19 protein-coding genes are annotated in these 22,375 nt (G+C 56.7%); 6 read left to right on the top strand and 13 right to left on the bottom strand.

From position 1 onward, the window contains the following. The first annotated feature begins 64 nt into the window (after positions 1-64). Positions 65-1,267: an asparagine synthetase B gene (locus tag NG653_RS03320; protein WP_252740247.1), complete on the top strand. Its 1,203-nt coding sequence runs from the start codon at positions 65-67 to the stop codon at positions 1,265-1,267. On the opposite strand, the gene NG653_RS03315 is transcribed toward NG653_RS03320, so the two are convergent. Further along, complete coding sequence (locus tag NG653_RS03315) at positions 1,264-2,067, bottom strand: Cof-type HAD-IIB family hydrolase (protein ID WP_252740246.1); 804 nt, start codon at positions 2,065-2,067, stop codon at positions 1,264-1,266. The two genes, NG653_RS03320 and NG653_RS03315, sit on opposite strands and share 4 nt — an antisense overlap. An 87-nt stretch (positions 2,068-2,154) precedes the next feature. Between NG653_RS03315 and NG653_RS03310 the strand changes: the two genes are divergently transcribed. Next, on the top strand, positions 2,155-2,577 hold the full coding sequence (locus NG653_RS03310) for a secondary thiamine-phosphate synthase enzyme YjbQ (protein WP_252740245.1): 423 nt from the start codon (positions 2,155-2,157) through the stop codon (positions 2,575-2,577). 56 nt (positions 2,578-2,633) lie between these two features. On the opposite strand, the gene rplT is transcribed toward NG653_RS03310, so the two are convergent. The 5 genes from rplT to NG653_RS03285 all read right to left on the bottom strand — a co-directional run bounded on the left by rplT (position 2,634) and on the right by NG653_RS03285 (position 6,140). Further along, complete coding sequence (gene rplT / locus NG653_RS03305) at positions 2,634-2,978, bottom strand: 50S ribosomal protein L20 (RefSeq protein WP_252740244.1); 345 nt, start codon at positions 2,976-2,978, stop codon at positions 2,634-2,636. Positions 2,979-3,073: 95 nt separating this feature from the next. Beyond that, a complete protein-coding gene (gene rpmI / locus NG653_RS03300; protein ID WP_252740243.1) occupies positions 3,074-3,271 on the bottom strand; it encodes a 50S ribosomal protein L35 in 198 nt (65 codons plus the stop codon). Positions 3,272-3,315: 44 nt separating this feature from the next. Further along, positions 3,316-3,810: a translation initiation factor IF-3 gene (infC, locus tag NG653_RS03295; protein ID WP_252740516.1), complete on the bottom strand. Its 495-nt coding sequence runs from the start codon at positions 3,808-3,810 to the stop codon at positions 3,316-3,318. Positions 3,811-3,886: 76 nt separating this feature from the next. Continuing rightward, positions 3,887-5,839: a threonine--tRNA ligase gene (thrS, locus tag NG653_RS03290; protein WP_252740242.1), complete on the bottom strand. Its 1,953-nt coding sequence runs from the start codon at positions 5,837-5,839 to the stop codon at positions 3,887-3,889. 73 nt (positions 5,840-5,912) lie between these two features. Beyond that, on the bottom strand, positions 5,913-6,140 hold the full coding sequence (locus tag NG653_RS03285) for a DUF6095 family protein (protein WP_252740241.1): 228 nt from the start codon (positions 6,138-6,140) through the stop codon (positions 5,913-5,915). Between the two features lie 85 nt (positions 6,141-6,225). Here NG653_RS03285 and NG653_RS03280 point away from each other — a divergent pair, with 85 nt between their 5' ends. Further along, the gene (locus NG653_RS03280) at positions 6,226-7,377 is read left to right on the top strand and encodes a glycerate kinase (RefSeq protein ID WP_252740240.1); all 1,152 of its coding nucleotides are present in this window, start codon (positions 6,226-6,228) and stop codon (positions 7,375-7,377) included. Here NG653_RS03280 and NG653_RS03275 read toward each other — a convergent pair. From NG653_RS03275 to NG653_RS03250, 6 genes are all read right to left on the bottom strand, one after another. Further along, positions 7,367-8,242 carry a DUF4249 family protein gene (locus NG653_RS03275; protein WP_252740239.1) on the bottom strand — a complete coding sequence of 292 codons (876 nt, stop codon included), beginning with the start codon at positions 8,240-8,242 and terminating at the stop codon, positions 7,367-7,369. The genes NG653_RS03280 and NG653_RS03275 overlap by 11 nt on opposite strands. A gap of 31 nt (positions 8,243-8,273) precedes the next feature. Further along, entirely contained in the window at positions 8,274-9,176 is a 903-nt protein-coding gene (locus tag NG653_RS03270) for a DUF4249 family protein (protein ID WP_252740238.1), read from the bottom strand. Positions 9,177-9,180: 4 nt separating this feature from the next. Further along, complete coding sequence (locus NG653_RS03265; RefSeq protein ID WP_252740237.1) at positions 9,181-11,583, bottom strand: TonB-dependent receptor; 2,403 nt, start codon at positions 11,581-11,583, stop codon at positions 9,181-9,183. Positions 11,584-11,674: 91 nt separating this feature from the next. Continuing rightward, positions 11,675-13,897, bottom strand: coding sequence for an NADP-dependent isocitrate dehydrogenase (locus NG653_RS03260; RefSeq protein ID WP_252740236.1), 2,223 nt, complete (start codon positions 13,895-13,897; stop codon positions 11,675-11,677). A 668-nt stretch (positions 13,898-14,565) separates the two neighbouring features. Further along, positions 14,566-15,846, bottom strand: coding sequence for a carboxypeptidase-like regulatory domain-containing protein (locus NG653_RS03255; protein ID WP_252740235.1), 1,281 nt, complete (start codon positions 15,844-15,846; stop codon positions 14,566-14,568). A gap of 95 nt (positions 15,847-15,941) precedes the next feature. Then, on the bottom strand, positions 15,942-16,145 hold the full coding sequence (locus NG653_RS03250; protein ID WP_252740234.1) for a DUF4177 domain-containing protein: 204 nt from the start codon (positions 16,143-16,145) through the stop codon (positions 15,942-15,944). Positions 16,146-16,237: 92 nt separating this feature from the next. On the opposite strand from NG653_RS03250, the gene NG653_RS03245 reads away from it, so the two are divergent. The 3 genes from NG653_RS03245 (at position 16,238) to NG653_RS03235 (ending at position 19,764) form a co-directional block, all read left to right on the top strand. Further along, complete coding sequence (locus NG653_RS03245) at positions 16,238-17,503, top strand: aminotransferase class V-fold PLP-dependent enzyme (protein ID WP_252740233.1); 1,266 nt, start codon at positions 16,238-16,240, stop codon at positions 17,501-17,503. A gap of 129 nt (positions 17,504-17,632) precedes the next feature. Continuing rightward, positions 17,633-18,127 carry a DoxX family membrane protein gene (locus tag NG653_RS03240; protein WP_252740232.1) on the top strand — a complete coding sequence of 165 codons (495 nt, stop codon included), beginning with the start codon at positions 17,633-17,635 and terminating at the stop codon, positions 18,125-18,127. Next, positions 18,124-19,764 carry a Gfo/Idh/MocA family protein gene (locus tag NG653_RS03235; protein WP_252740231.1) on the top strand — a complete coding sequence of 547 codons (1,641 nt, stop codon included), beginning with the start codon at positions 18,124-18,126 and terminating at the stop codon, positions 19,762-19,764. The genes NG653_RS03240 and NG653_RS03235 overlap by 4 nt, the downstream gene beginning before the upstream one ends. Positions 19,765-19,841: 77 nt before the next feature. Here NG653_RS03235 and NG653_RS03230 read toward each other — a convergent pair whose 3' ends face one another. After that, positions 19,842-22,295 (bottom strand): M14 family metallopeptidase, encoded by a 2,454-nt coding sequence (locus NG653_RS03230; protein WP_252740230.1) that lies wholly within the window; start codon positions 22,293-22,295, stop codon positions 19,842-19,844. Positions 22,296-22,375 lie beyond the last annotated feature (80 nt).

Raw genomic sequence — 22,375 nt, 5'->3', positions numbered from 1 at the left:
CCCGCGTTTTCGCTTACTGTCCCTGATCCTCTTTTTTGCCGGGCTGTTGCGCATATCCGCTTCCATGATCCTGATCCCCATGGATGCGGAAGGGCAGGAAAACCACCTGAAGGCCTATGGGATCACGTACTGGGTCCTTAGCAAAAACCAGAAGGTGCAGTGGCTGCTCAATTATCGGGGCGGTTCCTTTTTATTGCCCGACGGGGAACTGATCCGCAATGAATGCCGTATCCGCGGCGTTTCCTTTGAGGTGCTCAGCGACCCCCAGGCGTCCGAAATCCTGGACCTGATCGCCAGCCCTTCCCAGAACCAGGAGGCGGTGATTCTGGAGAAAGCCCCCAGGATTGCGGTGTACACCCCCAGCGACAACCCGCCCTGGGACGATGCGGTTACCATGGTGCTCACCTATGCCGAAATCCCCTACGTAACCGTCTACGACGAAGAGGTACTCGGCGACAAACTTGCCCTTTACGACTGGCTCCACCTGCACCATGAGGATTTTACCGGGCAGTACGGGAAATTCTACGGGGCATACCGGGCAGCCCCCTGGTATATCGAGGGGAAAAAAGAAGCCGAAGCCCTGGCCGCCCGTCTCGGGTTTTCCAAGGTTTCCGAGGCCAAGGGCGCCGTGGCCCGTAAAATCAGCGAATTTGTGATCGGCGGCGGCTTTATGTTTGCCATGTGCTCGGCCACGGACAGCTTCGATATCGCCCTGGCGGCCCAGGGGGTCGATATTTGTGAGCCCATGTTCGACGGGGATCCTTCGGACCCCAATTACCAGCAACGCCTTGATTTCAGCCAATCTTTTGCCTTTACCGGGTTTACCCTGGAACGCAACCCCCTGCGCTATGAATTTTCCTCGATCGACATGACCAACAAGCGCGACGATGTGCCCATGGATGCCGACTACTTCACCCTTATGGATTTTTCCGCCAAATGGGACCCCGTGCCCACCATGTTGTGCCAGAACCATACCGCCCTGGTCAAGGGGTTCATGGGGCAAACCACGGCCTTTACCCGGTCGGAGATCAAGCCGACGGTGTTGGTGCTGGGCGAGAACAGGCTCAATGGGGAGGCCCGCTATATCCATGGGGTAAGGGGAAGGGGCTTTTTTACCTTCTACGGGGGGCACGACCCCGAAGATTACCAGCACCGGGTCGGGGACCCGAAAACCGAGCTGGAATTGCACCCCAATTCCCCGGGCTACCGGCTAATCCTCAACAATGTCCTTTTCCCGGCGGCCCGCAAGAAAAAGCAGAAGACCTAACCCAGCTGTCCCAACAGCCGCTCCAGCACCTGTTCCACCCCCTGCTCCTCATTGCTGGCGGTCCGGTACCGCGCTTTTTGCAAAACATTGGGGTGGGCATTGGCCATCGCAAAGCTGAATTCGGCCCGCTCCAGCATTTCCAGGTCGTTGTTGTAGTCCCCGAAGGCCAGGGTCTGCCCGGGGGTAATTCCCAGATACTGCTGTACCAGTTCCAGGGCATGGCCTTTATGGGCCAGGGGGTCAGACAGGTCTACCCAGTGCGCCCCGGAAACCTTTACCTTCAGTTGCCCTTCAAAAGGTTTCACAGCAGGGTAAAGGAACGATTCGGCGCTTTCAAAGTGGTATACGGCCACCTTCATGATTTCCCCCTCAAAGCCCACCAGGCGTTCCAGGAATTCAAATTCGGTATAGTACTCCTCCAGTTGCGCCCGGAATGCTTCGGAAGGGGGAAGCAGGTAGGCGCGGTCCTTGCCGCAGAGGATGGGGTGTGCCCCTGGGACCAGGGCAAGGGTTTCGAGGACCCGGTCGCGCACTTCCCTGCCCAGGGGGGTGGAGAGCAGTTCGCGGTCGCGGTGGCGAACCAGCCCGCCGTTCTCGGCAATGATGATAACCTCGTCCAGGATGGGCTGCAGCTTGCAGGCGATACTCTGGTACTGTCGCCCGCTGGCAGCGGCAAACCGGATGCCCCGAAGGCTGAGCTCCCGTTGGAGTTCAAAAAAACGACCGCTTACCTGGTGGCGCGCATTCAGCAGGGTTCCGTCCATATCGGTCACCACCAATTTAATACCTTTAAGGTCCATAGGCCGTTGCATTTAGCGGCAAAGGTAATTTTATCCGTAGCTTTCTCCCCCCCGACAAAGCAGGTTTAACCTAAATTTTGTGTTTCCATGACCTGGACCCAACGCGAACTCCGGCTCCGGCCATTTCCCAGGGGTTTTCACCTGATCACCGCGGCCATCGAGGAAGCCCTGCCCGAGATCGCGGATCTCCGGGTGGGGCTGCTCCATGTATTTATCAGGCACACCTCCGCCAGCCTCACCCTGAATGAAAATGCAGACCCTACGGTCCGCGCCGACTTCGAAAGGCATATGTCGATCCTGGTGCCGGAAAACGCCCCCTATTACCAGCACACCCTGGAAGGCCCTGACGACATGCCGGCCCATATCAAGGCCTCCCTGATGGGCAGCTCCCTTACCCTGCCCGTTACCGGTGGGCGCCTTGCCCTGGGGACCTGGCAGGGCATCTACCTGTGCGAACACCGCGACCGCGCTGGCGGACGGACCCTGGTCCTGACCTTGCAGGGGCAATAAAAAACCCCGGTCCCGATAGCTATCGGGACCGGGGTCAGAACGAGAGCCCGAGGGCTTTATTTTACCTTCTCCACGATGGCTTTGAAGGCTTCCGGGTGGTTCATCGCCAGGTCGGCCAGCACCTTGCGGTTCAGCTCGATTCCATTGGCCTTGACTTTTCCCATGAATTCGGAATAGGACATCCCGTGCAGGCGGGCACCGGCGTTGATCCGGGTGATCCATAGGGCACGGAAATTCCTTTTCTTGGTCCTGCGGTCGCGATAGGCATATACCATAGCCTTTTCAACCGCGTTTTTGGCAACGGTCCAGACGTTTTTCCGTCTCCCGAAATACCCTTTGGCTTGCTTCATCACCTTCTTACGGCGAGCTCTTGAAGCCACTGAATTTACTGATCTTGGCATTTTTTTGTTGTTTTTTTGTAGCAGGCGGCCCGGTTATCGGGCGCTTTCAGGCCTGGCTCCATGGTTAAACATTAGTACCTGTTCCTCGCTGCTGCTTACTTCAGGCGCAGCTGGTCCATGATATTGTTCTCATCGGCCGGGTGGACCAATGTGGAATGGGTCAGACGAAGCTTGCGCTTGTTTGACTTCTTGGTCAAGATGTGGCTCTTAAAGGCGTGCTTTCTCTTGATCTTACCGGTGCCGGTCAGCTTGAATCGCTTCTTGGCACTGGATTTGGTCTTCATCTTAGGCATCTCTTCCTGGTTAACAATTAATATTGACTCTCGTTCTCTCGTTTTTATTTCTTGGCTTTGGGCGCGATGAACATGGTCATCCGCTTGCCTTCCAATTTGGGCATCTGCTCTACTTTTCCGTAATCTTCAAGGTCCCGGGCAAGGCGGAGCAGCAAAATTTCACCCTGGTCCTTGTAAACGATGGCCCTTCCCTTGAAAAACACATAGGCCTTTAATTTGGCCCCCTCCTTGAGGAATTTTTCTGCGTGCTTCTTTTTAAACTCGTAATCGTGGTCGTCCGTATTGGGCCCGAAACGGATTTCCTTGACCACCACCTTGGTGGCTTTCGCCTTCATGGCTTTTTCCCGTTTCTTCTGCTCGTACAGGAATTTCTTGTAATCGATCACCTTACAGACCGGTGGATCTGCCTTGGGGGAGATCTCCACAAGGTCAAGTTCCAGTTCCTCGGCCTTCCTGAGGGCTTGCTGTGTACTGTAAACCCCGATTTCAACGTTATCACCTACCAATCGGACCTCCGGGGAGGTGATTTTTTCGTTGATCCGGTGGGGAAATTTATTTTCCCGCTGTTGACGGGGTCTGAATTTTCTTCGTATTGCTATGGCGTATGGGTTTTAATTAAACTTCGCTCTTAAACGACTTTAAGGTACTATTTATTTCTTTGCTTACCAAGTCCGAGAAGGCGTCCACTGAAAGGGTTCCCAGATCGCCGCCTCCATGCCTGCGCACCGAAACGGTGCCCTCTTCCATCTCCTGGTCGCCCACAATCAGCATAAACGGCACCTTTTGGATTTCCGCCTCCCGGATTTTGCGGCCAACCGTTTCACTGCGGGCATCTACAAGGGCGCGAATTTCGTGATTTTCCAGCGATTTTAAAACTTTTTGCGCATAATTTTCGTGTTTCTCGCTCACAGGCAGTACGATAGCCTGCTGAGGGGTCAGCCAGAGCGGAAAATTACCCCCGGTATGCTCCAGCAGCAGGGCCACAAACCGCTCCATGCTGCCGAAAGGGGCCCTGTGGATCATCACGGGGCGGTGGAGTTCATTGTCACTTCCCTTATAAGTCAGGTCGAACCGTTCCGGCAGGTTGTAATCGACCTGGATGGTACCCAGTTGCCATTGCCTGCCCAGGGCGTCCTTCACCATGAAATCCAGTTTTGGTCCGTAGAAGGCCGCCTCCCCCGGGACGATGGCAAAATCGAGGCCTTTTTCCCTGGCTGCCCCGATAATCGCAGCCTCCGCCCGTTCCCAGTTTTCAGCTGTACCGATATATTTTTCCGGGGTTTCCGGGTCGCGCACCGATACCTGGGCGGTAAACTGGTCGAAGCCCAGGGAGGTCAGCACATAAAGAGACAGGTCTATGACGTCCTTGAACTCCTGGTCGAGTTGCTCCGGGGTACAGAAGATATGGGCATCGTCCTGGGTAAAGCCCCGGACCCTGGTCAACCCGTGCAATTCGCCGCTTTGTTCGTAGCGGTACACGGTCCCGAATTCGGCATAGCGTTTGGGTAGTTCGCGGTAGCTGAACGGCCTGGCCCTGTAGATCTCGCAGTGGTGCGGACAGTTCATCGGCTTGAGCAGGAATTCCTCGTCTTCCTTCGGCGTGTGGATGGGCTGGAAACTGTCTTCCCCGTATTTGGCATAGTGCCCTGAGGTCACATAGAGCTCTTTTTGGCCGATATGGGGCGATACCACCATCTCGTACCCCGCCTTGCGCTGGGCCTTCTTGAGGAATTGCTCCAGGCGTTCGCGCAGCGCGGCCCCTTTGGGAAGCCACAGGGGCAACCCCTGGCCGACCCGGGCGGAAAAGGTGAAGAGCTCCAGTTCCTTCCCGAGCTTGCGGTGGTCTCGCTTTTTGGCCTCTTCCAGTAATTCGAGGTATTCTGTAAGGTCTTTTTGTTTGGGGAACGAAATACCATAGACCCGGGTCAGTTGCGGCCTGTTCTCATCGCCCCTCCAGTAGGCCCCGGCCACGTTGAGGATCTTAAAGGCCCTGATCAGGCCTGTATTGGGGATGTGCCCGCCCCGGCAGAGGTCGGTGAAGGTGTCGTGGTCGCAGAAGGTAATGTCCCCGTCCTGCAGGTTTTCGATGAGCTCCAGCTTGTATTCGTTGCCCTGATTCCCGTAATAGGCCAGCGCATCGGCCTTGGAGACTTCACGCATCACAAAATCGTGTTTTCCCCTGGCGATTTCCAGGGCCCTCTTTTCTATGGCCGGGAAATCCTTCTCGGAAATGGTATGCTCCATGAAATCAACATCGTAGTAAAACCCGGAGTCAATAGCCGGCCCGATGGTCAGTTTGATCCCGGGATACAATTCCTCCAGGGCCTGGGCCAGGACGTGGGAGGAAGAGTGCCAGAAGGCTTTTTTGCCCTCGTCATCCTGCCAGGTGTACAGGACCAGGTCCCCATCTTCCTCAAGGGGGGTCTGGCTTTCCACCTTCCGGTTGTTGAATCGGGCAGAAATGACATTCCTGGCCAGGCCTTCACTTATGTCCCGGGCGACTTCCATCGGGGTGACCCCCGGGGCGTACCGGACCACTTTCCCGTCGGGCAGCGTAATGTTTATCATGGTGTGCGTGTAAGGGCGCAAAGATAATACCTCCGGGCATTGCAGACAACCATTTGCGCCGGGCGGTTGCCGTTTATTTTCTGCCCCCGAACAGGGCGTCCACCAGGGTTTTTATGCTGTAAAACCCCATGGCAATGGCGCCAAGGGCAAGGAGGCCCCCAACCACAAGAACCGGCAGGTACCAGGGATGGTCCTGGTTTTTGAAGGCCTGGTACAGCACGATCGGGCCCGAAAACATCAGGGCCAGGGTATAGGCCAGGCGTTTGACGCCTTTGAGCAGCAAGGTTTTGTCTGTTGGCACGTTTCAGGGACTTTGGGGTCAAAAATAGCAAGAATTGCTGTATTTTGGGCCGAAACCCCGGTAATTCCGACTCTGAATCCCGCGTATGCGAATGGTATTGATCCCGGATAAGTTCAAAGGCTCCCTGACGGCAGCCGAAGTCACCCTTGCCATTGAAAAGGGGGTGCGGTCAGTTATTCCCGGGGCTGAATTCATGAATTTTCCGGCTTCGGATGGGGGGGATGGGTTCCTCGAGGCCGTACGGGCAGCCCGTCCAAGGGCAGAGTACATGGAAGCCCTGGTGGCGGACCCCCTCGGACGGCCGGTCCGGGCCGCCTTCCTGTGGGACCGGGATACCCGTGAGGCCTTTGTAGAGCTGGCAGCCGCCTCGGGGATGTCCCTGCTGGACCCAACGGAAAGAGACCCCGGAAAGACCAGCACCCTGGGCACGGGCGAGTTGATCCGGGAAGCAATCAGCCTGGGGGCGCGGCGGGTTTTTGCAGGCCTTGGGGGCAGTGCCACCAACGACGGGGGATGTGGCCTGGCCCTGGCCTTCGGGTTTCGCTTCCTAGATGCGAAAGGCAACCCGGTACACCCTTCGGGGGAAAACCTGGGGAACATCCACCGCATCGTTCCCCCGGAAGGACCTTCCTTCTTCCAGGGGGTGGACCTGGTGGCGGTAAACGACGTATCCAATCCCCTCCATGGGCCCGACGGGGCCGCGTTCACCTATGCCCCCCAGAAAGGGGCCCGGCCGGGCCAGGTACCCCTGCTCGACCAGGGCCTCCGACACCTCGAACGCCTGGTGCAGGAACAGCTCGGCAAAGGAGGCTGCCAGGTACCCGGATCAGGCGCAGCCGGGGGGGCAGCCTTCGGCCTTTGCGCCTTTTTGGGGGCACGGTTTGTCAGCGGGGCCCACTATGTTCTGGAAATCAGTGGGGTGGAGGCCTATTTGGAGGGCCATAAGGTGGATTTCATATGCACGGGGGAAGGACGGCTTGACCGGCAAACCCTTCACGGGAAGTTGCTACAGGCCGTGGTTGGGCTGGCCAATCGCCATGGGGTGCCGGTGCTTGCCGTTTGCGGGAAGTGCGACCTTACGGCCCTGGAAGTTAAAGACGCTGGTTTTCGCGCCGTCATTGAAGTGGCTGACCCCGACAGAGGCCTGGCCTATAACATGGAACATGCGGAAGCGCTGACCTCCCGAACCGTTTCTGAATTTTTCTCGAGCCTCCCCGGCGGAAGCCTTACTCGATAACCAGGGTCCTTCGCTCTTCCTGCACCACTGCAAAATAGCCCAGGGGGAATACCCCGGCCCGGTCTGCGTTGTCAAATCGCTCCTGGTTGTCCAGGCCGGTGACGTCGATAACATTTCCCCTTACGGTGGCCGCCGGCGTCTGGAATGGCCCCTGCTGGCCGCTGCTTTGTTCGATGAGCAGGTCCATATAGTTATAGAAGGTGAAATCGGCCCCCATAATGCTGATATCCAGTTCGGTACCCGGGTCAATGGGGTCTTCGTAGAAATAGGAGAACTGAAAAAATTGCCCCTGGTAAAAAGTGTCTTCGGTTACCAGGTATTCCCCCCGGCCGAAATCGAAGAGGTAGTAGTGGGCCTTGCCGGGTGGGTCGGTAAAGGCCACGATCACTTCGGTTTCGTCCCCTTCAAACAAGGTGGCCCGACCCTGGAGCAGGAAATCTATGGGCACGACGGGCTGATACCAGGCCTCAGCCAGGTACTGCCGCCCGCGGTGGCGGATTTGCAGGGTGAACCGGACGTTTTCGTTGAGGAAAACAGTGGGGATCCGCTGGTCGAAAGTAGCATCCGGGTCCGGGATGTAGACCCCCGTCCCGGGGGCTTCCTCAGCCAGGGAGGAGGTAAGGGTTTCGATCAGGTTGCCCTCGGGGTCAAACCGCGAGACGGTGATCAGGATATTCTCGGCCTGCGCAACCGGGAGCTCTTCAAAAAAGCCATTCGTTTCGGAAAGGGCGATGCGCACGGGCACGAACGGCTGCTGCGCGTCCACCCGGATCAGGCCATCCACAATGAGCCTTGAGGTGGCTTCCCCGGGCACGTCCACCTCTATAACTTCCTCACACCCCAAAAGCAGCGCGAGAGAAAGCAAAATGCCTATTTTCCTGCACCCCCCCATCCTTCTACTCAATGGTGATCTGATCGCGGAATTCCTGCACCACCGCAAAATACCCCAGCGGAAAAACCTCCGGGGTGCCCGCGTTGTCGAAATTGTTCAGGTTGTCGATCCCGGTCACGTCAAAAACATTCCCCCGCACCGTCGCCACGGGGGTTTGGAAAGGCCCCTGGGGCCCTTCGGCCTGTTCCACAAGCAGGTCCATGTAGTTGAAGAACGTGCGGTCGGCCCCCAGGATCGCTACTTCCAGTGTCGTCCCCGGGGCAAACGCCTGGTCGTAGAAATACGAAAATTCAAAAGATTGTCCTTTGTAGAAAGTGTCTTCGGAGGCGAGGAAATTCCCGAACCCGAAATCGAACACATAAAAGTTGTCACGGGTCGGGTCGTCGGTAAAGCGCACGGTAAGCTCCGTTTCGTCTTCACCGAAAAGGGTGCCGTCGCCCAGCCCGAGGGCATCGATGGGCACGGAGGGGACATACTGCGTCTGGGCGGCGTAGCGCCGGCCCCGCCAGGTGATCACCAGGGTGAGCATCACTTCGTTTTCCACCAGGACGGAAACGGGCAGCCGCTGGTCCTGGTCAAAATTCGGGTCGGGGACATAGACCCCGCTCCCGGGGTCCACCTGGGCCAGGCTGCGGGTGAAGGTTGAGCCGGAGGGCACCCCATTGTCCAGTTCCTGCACAATAATGACGATTTCGTCCACATCGGTTACCGGCTCGATTTCCCCGAAAAACCCGGCCGTCTGCGAGAGTTTTATTTCCACCGGCACATAGGTCTGGGTAGTGTCTACCCGCAACAGGGCATCTACCACCAGGCGGGGATCCTCCACGGGGGTTTCCACCTCGATAACCTCTTCGCAAGCCAGCAAACCCAGGCTTCCCAACCCAAAAATCACAAGCCATTTTTTCATCTGCTCAGAATTTGAAGTTATAGGTTACGGAGGGTACAATCCCGAAAATTGACGTGCGCACCGCCTCATTCCTCCCGGTATCCTGGTTCTGACGGAAGTTGATTGCCGCAGCATTCATCCGGTTGTAAACGTTGTATATGCTAAACACCCATTCGCCCTTCACTTTCCGGGTTTCTGCCCGACGAGGCCTGAGGGTGGCGGAGAGGTCGAGCCGGTGGTAATCCGGCAGCCGTTCCTGGTTGCGAAGCCCGTAAAAGGGCACCACCAGCCCCTCGAATTCAAATTGCCCCACGGGGTAGTTGGTCGGCTGGCCGGTCTGGTAGGTGAAATTCGCATTGAAACTCCACCGGTCATTCAGGGCGTAGTTTCCAAAAAGCGTCAGGTCGTGGGTTTTGTCAAAGGGGGTATTGTACCATTCCCCGAAATTGATGCCTGTTTCCAGCCCCGATCGGCCGTTGTTGAGGTCAAGGTCACGGCCAGGGGTGCGTTGTTCGGATTTTGACAGCGTATACGCCATCCAGCCCGTAAAGGCACCGGTGTTCTTGCGAAGCAACAGCTCCCATCCGTAAGCCCTTGCCTCCCCGTTCAGGATCACCCGCTCGATGGCATTGTTTGCGATCAGGTTGGCGCCGTCTATGTAGTCGATCCGGTTGTCAACCTGTTTGTAGAATACCTCCGTTTCCAGGCTGTACTCCCCGGAGGCCGAATTCCTGAAATACCCCAGGGCGTACTGGTTCAGCAGCTGGGGTTTCACAAAGGGCCCGCTGGGGGTCCACACGTCCAGGGGGGTAGGGGAGGCCGTATTGGAAAGCAGGTGCAGGTACTGGGCCATACGCGTGAAACTGGCCTTTACCGAGCTCTGGTCATTCAGGGTATACGACAGGGAGGCCCGGGGTTCCAGGTTCAGGAAGGTTTTCAGGGACTTACCCCTTCCGGGGCTCAGGGTGTCGATTGGGGTGGCCTCCTGGTACACCAGGCTGAACGGGTTGAAATCTACCGGGTTGTCGTTTTCATAGACAAAGAATTCGTCCTGTCCCAGCCGGTTGAAATGGCTCACCCTCAGGCCGTAGCCCAGGCTGAGACGGTCGGTGATCTCATGGGAAACATCTACATATACGGCATTTTCGTTCGCGTATTTTTTGGTCAGCTGCTCCTCTACGATGCCCGAATCCTCGCTGTTCGGGATAATTTTTCCCGGGTTGAAGACATAGTAAATGCTGTTGAGGCCGTAGTTCACCTGTAAGCGGTCGTTGACATAGTGCTTCAGGTCGTATTTCACGTTGAAATTCTGTATGCCCGAATCCCATTCAAAGCCCACAAAATCGAGTTCCAGCCCGTAATAGTAGTCGGAATAGATCAGGGAGAGGTTAGAAAAGAGCTTGTCGGAGAACAGGTGGTTCCAGCGGAAATTGAAGACCGAATTCCCGTAGATGTTCACAAACAGGTCATTGATGCTGAACAGGTCGCGCCCAAAGTAGCCCGAGAGGTAGAGGTTGTTGCGGTCGTTTATCCGGTAGTTCAGCTTGGTGTTCAGGTCGTAGAAATATGCGCGGTTGTCCAGGTCCAGCAACGGGAGGAACAGGTGGGCGTAAGAGGCCCTGCCGCCGATCAGGAAGGCCGCTTTATCCTTTACAATGGGCCCTTCGGCCAGCAACCGGCTGGCTACTGCCCCGATACCCCCGCTCATGTGGAACTCTTTGCTGTTCCCTTCCTTCTGGAAAATTTCCAGCACGGAGGATACCCGGCCCCCGTAGCGGGCGGGGATGCCCCCTTTGAAGAGTTTGATGTCTTTGATGGCGTCCGGGTTAAAAACGGAGAAAAAACCGAACAGGTGGGAGGAGTTAAAGATGATGGCCTCGTCGAGCAGGATGAGGTTCTGGTCCACGGACCCTCCCCTGACATTGAAGCCAGAGGAGGCCTCCCCGGCGTTCGTCACCCCCGGCAACAGGATGATGGATTTGATCACGTCCGCTTCCCCCAACACCACGGGGATGCTCTTGATGGTTTGCACCGAAAGGGAAGACACGCTCATCTGCGGTTTTCGGATATCGAGTCGTTCCACATCCCCGGTAAGGACCACTTCTTCAAGTTCCTCGGCTTCCTCCTGCAGCTGCAGGTCCAGGCGCTGGTTGCTGTCGAAGGATACCGTTTTCCGGATATCGCGGTAGCCCAGGTAGCTAATGACCACTTCATAGGTACCTTCGGGAAGTGAAAGGGAATAAAACCCGTACTCGTTGGTAACCGCGCCGGCCCGGAGTTCGGGGACCAGGATGCTGACTCCGATCAGGGTTTCGTTGCTGTTGGCTTCCGTAATGGTCCCGCTCAGGGTATAGCGGGCCTGCGGGAAAACCGTGAAGGCAGAAAAAAACAGGAAAATACTCAGGGAGATCCCCGGGAATGGTTTCATGCAATTTTTTGTTCAAAAATAGGCAGAAATTTCCAGCAGCAAACCTTTGGGGTCATTCCTAAGCGGTATTCCCGAATTCCCCGTATGGCGATTACCCCAGTTTCCCGAGGATTTGGTTGAAGGTGGGGCTGGGCCTGAGGGCTGCCTCAGCCCTGGCCGGGTCGGGCAAATAGTAGCCCCCAAGGTCCTGGGGGGAACCCTGGGCCTGCAATAACTCCTGCGTTATGGTCCCTGTGGCTGAAGCCAGTTCTTCGGACACCTGCCTAAAGATTTCCCGCAGCTCATCATCCCCGGATTGCCTGGCCAGGGCTTCCGCCCAATAGCAGGCAAGGAAAAAGTGGCTCCCGCGGGTATCGATTTCCCCGACTTTGCGGGAAGGGGATTTGTTTTCCTCCAGGAATTTTTCCGTGGCCGCGTCCAGGGCGTCGCCCAGTATCCGCGCCCGTTCACTATTGTTGGTCCGACCATAATGGTCGAGCGATACGGCCAGGGCCAGGTATTCCCCCAGGGAATCCCAGCGCAGGTGTCCTTCTTCCAGGAATTGCTCTACGTGTTTGGGGGCAGATCCCCCTGCCCCTGTTTCAAAGAGGCCTCCCCCGTTCATCAGGGGCACGATGGAAAGCATTTTTGCACTGGTCCCGACTTCCAGGATAGGGAAAAGGTCCGTCAGGTAATCGCGGAGTACGTTCCCGGTCACGGAAAGGGTATCCTTTCCTTCGCGGAGCCGCTCCAGGGTATACCAGGTGGCTTTTTCCGGCGACAGGATCCGGATATCGAGTTCCTTCCGGGTGGCTTTGGGCAGATAGGCATCCAGTTTTTTGATCAGTTCGCGGTCGTGGGCGCGCTCGCTGTCGAGCCAGAAAACCGCCGGCATCCCGGATTCCCCTGCCCTGCTGACCGCCAGGGATACCCAGTTGCTTATGGCCTGGTCCTTTACCTGGCACATCCGCCAGATATCTCCCCGGGCCACCTGATGCCCCAGCAGTACCTCCCCGTTTTCGTTATCGATCACCTCGACTTCCCCGGGGGCTTCAATTTCAAAGGTTTTATCGTGGGAGCCGTATTCTTCGGCCTTTTGGGCCATCAACCCAACATTGGGAACCGTGCCCATGGTACGGGGGTCCAGGGCCCCAAACTCCTTGCAGAAATCAATAGTAGCCCGGTAAATGCCTGCATAGCTGCTATCGGGAATCACGGCCAGGGTATCCTCGGGCTGGCCCGCTGCATTCCACATCTTGCCCGAGTTCCGGATCATGGCGGGCATGGAGGCGTCAACAATGACGTCGCTCGGGACATGGAGGTTGGTGATGCCTTTGTCGGAGTTTACCATGGCAAGGGAAGGGCCATCTTCCATGGCCTGTTCCACCGCTTTGCGGATTTCTGCGGCCTGGTTGGGAGGCAATTCCCCCAGGCGCTCCAGGAGGCTTTCCAGCCCGTTGTTCGGGTTCACCCCTATGGCTTCCAGCACGTCCCCGTAGCGTTCAAAAACCTTGTGGAAATACGTTCGCATCAGGTAGCCGAAGATAATCGGGTCGGAAACCTTCATCATGGTAGCCTTCAGGTGCACGGAAAAAAGTATCCCCTGACTGCGGGCCTCCCGGATTTGTTCCTGCAGGAAGGTCAGCAGGGCTTTTTTTTCCATGACACTGGCATCGATGATCTCCCCTTCCAGTACCCTGACTTCGTTTTTCAGGACCCGGGTGTTGCCCTGCCCGTCACGCCACTGGATGCGCAGGGAGCGGGCCCGGTCTACAGTAAGGGATTTTTCGTTCGCCCGGAAATCACCTGTGCCCATTGTGGCTACGTGGGTTTTGGAATCGGGGCTCCAGGCACCCATGGAATGCGGGTGCTTGCGGGCAAAGTTTTTCACGGCCCGGGGGGCCCTGCGGTCTGAGTTCCCCTCCCGGAGTACAGGGTTTACAGCGCTGCCCTTGATCCGGTCATATCGCCCTCTGGTTTCCTGCTCCTCAGGGCTACCCGGTTCATCCGGATACTCAGGGAGGGGATATCCTTTGGCCTGCAGTTCGGCAACGGCTTCTTTCAACTGGGGAATGGAAGCACTGATATTGGGGAGTTTGATGATATTGGCTTCCGGCTTCCTGGCGAGTTCCCCGAGGAACTCAAGGTCGTCGGCCACCTGCTGCTGCGGGCTCAGGCGTTCGGGGAAGGCCGCCAGAATCCTCCCTGCAAGGGAAATGTCCCTGGTTTCAATCTCTATCCCGGCCGGGCGGGTAAAAGCCCTTACAATGGGCAGAAAGGAAATGGTTGCCAGGGCCGGGGCCTCGTCTGTTTTGGTATAGCGTATTTTCGCCATGGGGTAGGTTAGGGGTTAAGCGGGGCAAATATAGGGTTTTCAACGGGTCCGGGAATACCCTTTGGCCGGTGCAGCCTTTTGCGGGAATAGCCGGGAGGTACCCCCGGGAAATGAGAAAGCCATATCGATGTAACAAGTACAGTGATATGGCTTTCCTGGAATAACCTGCAGTATCTTCCCCCGGCATAAGCCAGGTTCTGCAACCCGTGGTTGCTTCCCGCCTGGTTATTCTGACATTTGAGCAGGCTTCCAACGCTGCAGGGATGAACCCACCTGCGTTTTTCTCCTGACTCTTTTTGCAGCCTGGCCCTATTGGAAGGATTCAGAAGACCTGGGTCTTCATCAAACCTGCAAAAGGTCCCACCACCTCCGGCAGCTCCCGCCCCCGGACAAGGCTCTTCGCTTCTTCGGACAATACGTGTATCGCCCTTTTGAACCGAGTAAACCGCAATGCAAAGAACGTCAACTTCGCAGTAATCTTTCAATATGTCCCTGGACGGGGATACCTACTTAATTACATCCCTAAAGTACTATCTGAACCCCTGATATCCAAATCTTTGCGAAAAAAGAAATGCACAGGTTGCCAACTTTGGTTATTAACAATTGTTGATATATATCGAGCCTTGCCTCAGGCCCCTATATTTTGCCGGGTCCCGGGACGGATTTCCCTATTCGCGATCTTCCCGCCTCAACTGGCGCTGGATTTTTCGGATGGCTGCTTCAATCGATTTCTCAGGTTCTATGATGTTATAAGCTCCCCAGAAGTCCGGGTCGGAAAAGCCGTCTGCAGCATCGCTAAGGATTATCGAGGACCGGATCCGTTCCCCTGTTTGCGTCCCGCGCTCCCCGGAATGCGCTACCCAGTCGGTCACCGCCATTTCAGAAGTGATGCTGTACACGGAATTGAACAGTCGCTTGTCCCAATCTACCTTGAACTCGAGCATGGCATTGCTATAGCTGTAAAACCACTTCCCATCCTTTTCCCGGTAGTCTACCCGGTAGGCTACCGCCGTGGGGTAAACGCTGGCATTGGCGGGTTTCTTCCTTACGAACATCCTGCTGGCCAGGTTCCTGTCGGTAATGTTCAGGGAAAAAATGGCGCTGGTCAGGACCTTGTTTTCCCCATCGATAAAGAGCTGTCCGGTATACAGGGGCTCCGTGACCTCAGGTTTCTGGCGAAACCCGATCACAAAGATCAGACGGCCGCCGATACGGGTGTTTCGTTCAAAAAAGAAATCGTAGTCTTCCATGTATTCCGGGGAAAAGATAAAATCGGGATACTTCATAAGGTCCACGTACAGGGCATTGTAGGGCCCTCCCTGCAGTTTCAGGGCCACGGTGTCGAGCCTGGAGTAATCGGTGCTTTTCCTTGCCTTGTAAAGGGTGGCGGCATCCTTCCTGGGCCCGGAATAAGGGGCCTTGTACAGGGTTACCACCGCCTCGGCCAGGGAGGCGTTTTTCCGTCGCTTCTTTATGGTTTCACGGTAGAATGCAGTCATCTCCATGGGTTCCTGCATATAGTTTTCACCCTTCCGACGCAGGGTTTCCTGAACCAGGGACCGGGCATCCCTGGGCACCACCACGTCCACCTCGGGGAGGGGGGTAACCGAAACCCGGAGGGCAATGCGGTTGCCTTCGGGTCGGAGCTGTTCCAGGGGGATGGTCCTGAGGGTATAGCCCAGGTAGGAGACCAGCAGGTTTCCCTCCCGGATCCCTTCCGGCACCTTTAACAGGAAGCGTCCCTCGGAATTGGTGACCGTACTGATGTTTTGGTTTTCAAGAACAATGGTGGCAAAGACCAGGGGGTCACCCGAATCGGCATCGGTGACCTCCCCCTGGTACTGCCTGAATGCCGCAGGCGGCCCCCCTGGGCTTTCCTGTGCCAGGGCTGCCTGCACCCCGCAGCATATCAGGGCGACGCAGGCCAGAAACAAACGCGTTTTTTTCATAGCAATTAAAGTTAACTCCATTTATTCATCCCGCCCTGTATTCCCGGGAGGGCAATCTCACAGGAGGAGGGCCGTAAAATCAACCCCCATCGGGGTTAGCCGCCCACTTTTTCAAAATACAAAAAGACATACATCGCATAGCCGAACCCTGCACTGTTGGTACTTGCCAGGCGGTACCCCTCTGAGGCATAGCGGTCCAGGAGTTCCTGAATGTCCTTTTTGGAATCGGCTGCAATGTGATCCCTTTTCGCGAAGGCCTTACTGTAATAAACAAGGGTTTCCACCTTCATTTTTTCCATTTTGCTCCGGATTTAGGTTCCAACGTAAAGATAAAGGATGTACCCCAATAGGCGGTAATTTTTTATATTGGAGGGGCAATTACGCCATAGTTATGAAAAAAAGGGATTTTATCCGGCACCTGGGCTATGCGGCCCTTGCCGCCCCCTGGGTGGCATCGGCCTGGGAACCCGGCACCCCTGCAAAAGCTCGAATGCCATATCCGAAGGGCTCAGGGGAGGATTTCTGGAGCCGGATCAGGGCCGATTATGCACTGAAACCCGATTACATCAACCTCGAAAACGGATACTATAACATTATCCCGATCCCGGTTATGGAGCAGTTTACCGAACATGTCCGCCAGGTCAATTACGAGGGGGCCTACTATATGCGGACGGTACAGTGGGAAAACAAGAAAAGGGTGGCCGCCCGCCTTGCGGGCATGCTCGTCTGCCCGGAGGATACCGTGGTGATTACCCGCAATACTACAGAGTCACTGGATATGATCATCGGCGGCTACCCCTGGAAGGAAGGGGATGAAGCCGTATATGCCCTGCAGGATTACGGCGCCATGAAGGACCATTTCAGGCAGGTTTCCGACCGGTACGGGGTCGTGTGCCGGCAGGTCTCCGTCCCGAACCACCCGGCCTCTGACGAGGAGTTGGTCGCCCTTTACGAGCAGCAGCTCACCCCGCGGACCCGCCTGCTGATGATCTGCCACATGATCAATATCACCGGGCAGATCCTCCCGGTGCGCAAGATCTGCGATATGGCCCACCGCCACGGCGTGGAGGTGCTCGTGGACGGGGCCCACTGCGTGGGGCAGTTTCCCGTAAACATTCCGGAGCTCCACTGCGATTATTACGGCTCGAGCCTCCACAAATGGCTGAGTGCCCCGCTGGGTGCCGGCATGCTCTATGTGGGCAAAGAACATATCCCAAAAATATGGCCCCTGCTGGCAGACTACCCTCGCGATCCCGGGGATATCGGCCGGCTGAACCATACGGGGACCCACCCGGTGCATACCGACCTCGCCATAGGCGATGCCATGGATTACCTCGAGGGGATTGGCCTGGAACGCAAAGCGGAGCGCCTTGGTTTCCTGCAGCGGTACTGGAGCGACGCCCTCAGGGGGGTGCCGAACATCGTGATAAATACCCCGGAAGCCCCGGAGCGCAGTTGCGCCATTGCGAATGTAGGGGTTTCCCATATGAAGCCTGCCCGCCTGGCCACGACCTTGTTGGAGGAATTCAAAATCTTTACCGTGGCCATCGATTATGCGAACGTGCAGGGCTGCCGGATCACTCCCAATGTGTATACAACCACGGCCGAACTCGACCGTTTCATCGGGGCTATGAAAACCCTTGCGGCCCGGGCGTAGGGGGTTGCGGCAGGGGATAAAAAGATGATATTGGTCATAGGATGGGCTTTGCAAGGGGCGTAGTTTTGGGAGATTGCCCCGGTCGGTGCCTACTTCCGACTGAAACTTAGGAACCAAACCAGAATACATATGACTTCAACTTCGAACAGATGGGGCCCCGACCAGAGCGTGGCCCTGTTGCGCATCCTGATTGGCTGGCATTTCCTCTACGAGGGGATCATTAAGCTCTATAACCCCGACTGGACCAGCTTCGGGTACCTGGCTTCCGCACAGGGGCCCCTGAAACCGGTGTTTCAGGCCCTTACGGCAGAGGCTGTTATCCCCTGGGTAGATACCCTGAACTGGGCCGCCCTGGTTTTTGTGGGCATTACCCTGATCCTTGGGGTGGCAGAGCGGCTTGGCGCCCTGGTGGGCGTGGGGCTGTTGCTCCTATACTACCTCGCCCATCCCTCCTGGCCGGGCATGCCCCAGATCAACACCGAAGGCAGTTACTGGATCGTCAATAAAAACCTGATCGAGGCGGTAGCCTGCCTGGTCCTGTTTTACCACCCCACGGGAAAACTCTTCGGGCTTTCCCGCCTTTTTTCAAAAAAACCCGCAACCTCTAAAACCAAAGTATTATGAGCTGGACACGCAGAGAAGCCTTATTGGGATTGGGAAGTATCCCCGTACTTGGCGCCGTATGGTGGGCCGGAGCCTCCGGGGCGGTAGGCCGGAAAAGGGAGCGCAGCGCCCTGTTGGAACAACTCAACATTCAGCCTTCGCTTCCGGGTGCCGTACCCGCCATTTCCGGGGAACCGGTGAAGGTAGGGATCATTGGCTTTGGCATTCGGGGGGAACAGCTCTGTCGTTCCCTGGGGTACGCTACCGATGAGTGGGTGGCGGCGATGGAAGCCGAAGAGGCCCTTGCCAAAAAAGAAGGCAGGCCTTTTACAGCCCTTCAGGATTTTCGCAGCCAGGACCCGCTGAATATCCGTATAGTGGGGGTTTGCGATATTTTTGACGTAAAGGCCGAATTGGCCATCCGTTCCTTCAGCACCCCTGATAACCCTGTAAAACGCTATGCCACCCACACCGACATGATTCGGAGCGGGGAGGTGGAGGCGGTGGTCATCGCCACCCCGGACCACTGGCATGCGCCCATGTCTATCGAGGCGCTGAACAATAATGTGCACGTCTATGTGGAAAAACCCATGACCCATAACGTGGCCGAAACGTATGCCCTTCGCGAAGCTGCCCGGAATTCGAAAGCCATCTTCCAGGTAGGCCACCAGCACCGGCAGACCCTAAGCTTTAAAACCGCCCAGGACATTGTCGATAAAGGGGTATTGGGGCATGTTTCCCTGATTACCACCAATACCAACCGGAATGACGATAACGGGGCCTGGAATTACGACATCCATCCGCAGGCAAATCCCGAAACCATCGATTGGCAGCAATTCCTCGGTTCTGCCCCGGAGGTCCCCTTCAACAAGAACCATTTCTTTCGATGGAGGAAATGGTGGGCGTATGGTTCCGGGCTTTCAGGCGACTTGCTTACACACGATTACGACCGCCTGAATTGTGTCCTGAAAATGGGGATCCCGAAATCGGTTATGGCTTCCGGGGGAATATATACCCACCGCGACGGGCGAAACGTCCCTGACGTCTTGCAGGCCAATTTTGAATTCCCCGATTTCAGTACGGGGAGCAGCCAGAGGGCCGGCAAGGAAAAAGGGATGACCTTCACCTACAGCGCCACGCTGGGCAATGGCTGGAACAGGCCGACCATGCTGATGGGCCACGATGCCTCCATGGAACTGGGGAACCGGCTCACAATTTGGCCGGATTCCGGCTCCACCCGCTATGCCGGGATGATTGAATCGGGTGACATGAGCCCGCAAACCCCCATTTACAGTTATGATCCCGCAGCCAGTTCCCTGGATGGGGTGTCTTCTGCCACTTCCCAGTATTTCGCCGACAAGGGCCTGATGTGGACCTATGTGGATGGAAAAAGGGTCGATTCCACCTTCCTGCACATGCGCGAATGGCTCAGCGTGATCCGCAACGGCGGACAGGTGAGTTGCGGGATCCAGGAAGGTTTTGAAGAGGCTATTGCAGCCCATATGACCGGCCTTTCCTGGAAACTAGGAAGGCGTATCGAATGGGATCCGCAGGGCCAGCAGATCATCCCGGTCGAAGGCGTCGACCTCGATGCCGTCCTGCTGGAAAACCCGCCCGGGGTCGGCCAGTACGCCCCGAATGTGGTTGCTGCCTTATAGGACCGTAATTCCAAATTCCAAATCCCAACAGGGGAAGGCTCAGCGCCCCCAAGACGTTGGAATTTGGAATTTGGTTTTTATGGGTTCCCCATGAATACCGCGTTGGCGAAAAAGAGCTTCCCATTTTCCCAGAAGCCCCGGAACAGGGGGTTGTCGGCCAGGTAGACCACCTGGCCCCTGCCTACTGATTCCATACCGAAAACCAGGCTCCCCGGCAGGTTTTTTACTGCCTTGCTCCCGGCAAACCCGGCAACGGGCCTGGGAAGTTTGTCCAGGACCGCCACCGTATTTCCACCCGGCAGCTCATAGGCCGCATTCCCCAGCTTCAGGGTATGGTAGGTGTCCCCGTACCCGAAGGCCAAGGGGTGGGTGGGGTCTACACCGGCTTTGAAGATGGCCCCCGTAATGGCATCCCGGATCCGTTCCCGTCGCGTTTGCGCATATTCGGGTTCCGCCTCGTCCCCCGGTTCTTCAGTTTCTTTCTCCCGAATGGAAAAGCCCTTTTCCCCCCCTAGGTGGCCCAGGGCTTCCCCCATGGCGATCAGCCGCCCCCCGGAGGATACCCATTCGCGGAGCGCACCCTTTCGGTTTTCATTGAGGAATTTCCGGTACCCCCACCCGCCTGGAAGAACCAGAACATCGTAATCCCCCAGGTCTACCTGATCGAAGTAATCGGCATCCAGTACAGTAACCGGATACTGCAATTGCTGTTCAAAATAGTGCCATACCTCCCCAAAGCGAAGGGTGGAGGTAGGTTCCCCTGACAGCAGGGCCACCTTTACTGCGGGCACCATGCCCACCGATCCCGAACCAAAATCCCTGCCCTGGTCTACCTTCCCCGTGGTTGCCGGGGTAAGCGATTTGTTGTGCTTCCGGGAGAGGGAACTGACCTGTTCGCCGAAACTGCTCAGATTGCGGTTGTCGCCCCGGGTAATTATCAGGGTCCCGGCCGCCCAATCCCTGCCATCGAGTCGAAACGGACGTTCAGCCCGCCTTACGCGGATGCCCGATTGCAACAGGTCGGCCAGGAATCGGGCGTCCTTCATGCTGTTCCAATCCGTTAGGTGGGCATAGGCATCTTCCCGGAACCCCACGGCGGTGTCCTGGGGCTTCGGAGTGGTTACGGGTATATCGGATTGCAGGGCGAGGGCATCCAGGCCATAGGCATAGGGCAGGGACCAGGCAGTGATGTCGTACGTGAGCGAATCGCTCAATTTGGCATCCGGTTCGAACAATACCTTCACCAGTGTCCCTTTCTTTTGGTTGGTGGAAACGACCATGGCCTCCTGGTCTGCCCTGATCGACCTGGTTTGCCCGCTTCCATAATGGAATCCCTTCACCGTGGCGGGGGCAGCCCAGCCATAGGCAACCTGGTGTTTATCCAGCAGGGCGGCCAGGGCTTCCTGCTTGTCGCGGTCGCCCGTGAGCACGTAAGACCGGTATTTGAAATTTTTGGGTTCCCCATAGAATTTCCTGAATTCCTCATTTAGCCGGGCTGCGTTTCGGGCGGCCACCTCCACCGTGCTGAGCCCGGTGGTCAGGTGGTGTGCGATCCGGTCCTTCAGGGTAAGGGTGTCCCCCGTGGCAACCACGACCCCCAGGCCGGCCCTACCGCTGCCCCCCTGTTCGTAGGTCATGCCGATGGCCCCATTGTAGGTTGGGTAGGTATCCCCGTAACTCGGGTAAAACAGGTCAAAAACTTCACGGGTAAAATAGAGCCAGCCGTTGGCGTCGAAGTACCGGGCGTGGTTCCGGCCGATTTCATCCTGGAATTCCCGCTGGAACCCGGTAACCACTTCGTGATACGGTTCTGCAGCCGGGGCGAAGTAATACGGGTTGTCCATCCCCTGTTCGTGGAAATCGACGTGGATGTGGGGCATCCACTCCTGGTATTTTTTCAGTCGCTGACGGCTTTCCACCTGGGTGAGCCAGGCCCAGTCGCGGTTCAGGTCGAACATATAGTGGTTGCTGCGCCCGCTCCACCAGCCTTCCCAGTGCTCCTTGCTGTTCGGGTCTGCCTGGTAAGGGGTGTTTTTATACTGGTAATACCAGTTTACATAGCGTTCGCGCCCATCGGGATTGATGCAGGGGTCCATGATCACAAGGGTATTCTCGAGGTAGCTTTTTTTTGACGTCAGCAGGTCGTAAAGGGTTTGCATGGAAGCCTCGGTGCTGACGCTTTCGTTCCCGTGCACGTTGTAGCTCAGCCAGACCACCGCCAGGCGGGCATCTCCTTTTCCATCTGTGCTTTCGAGGTGTTTCAACCTGAGGGCTTCTGCCTGCTGCATATGTTCCGGCGCGGAAACCAGGGCGATGAACAGGGGCCGGCGTTCCGGGGTATACCCGTACGTTTCCAGGCGTACCTGGCCGGGCAGGGATGCCGCCACATACTGGTAGTAGGCGAATACCTCGTGATGGCGGGTGAACTGGGTACCCAGTTCATAGCCCAGGAACTCCGAAGGCGATTTCAGGTCCTGCGCGAGGGCAGAAGAGAGGAAAAAAATGGCCAGGAAGGAAAGGATGGATTTCATAAAAAGGGTTTGAAGCGATTTTTCAGGTTCCAAATCTACATAATTCCCCGTCACCAGCCCTGCCCAATAAGGTGGCAATT

It is taken from the genome of Robiginitalea marina (assembly GCF_024006985.1).
GTDB lineage: Bacteria > Bacteroidota > Bacteroidia > Flavobacteriales > Flavobacteriaceae > Robiginitalea > Robiginitalea marina.
The sequence above is the reverse complement of the archived record's forward strand: the minus strand, read 5'-3'. Positions and strand labels throughout refer to the sequence as shown.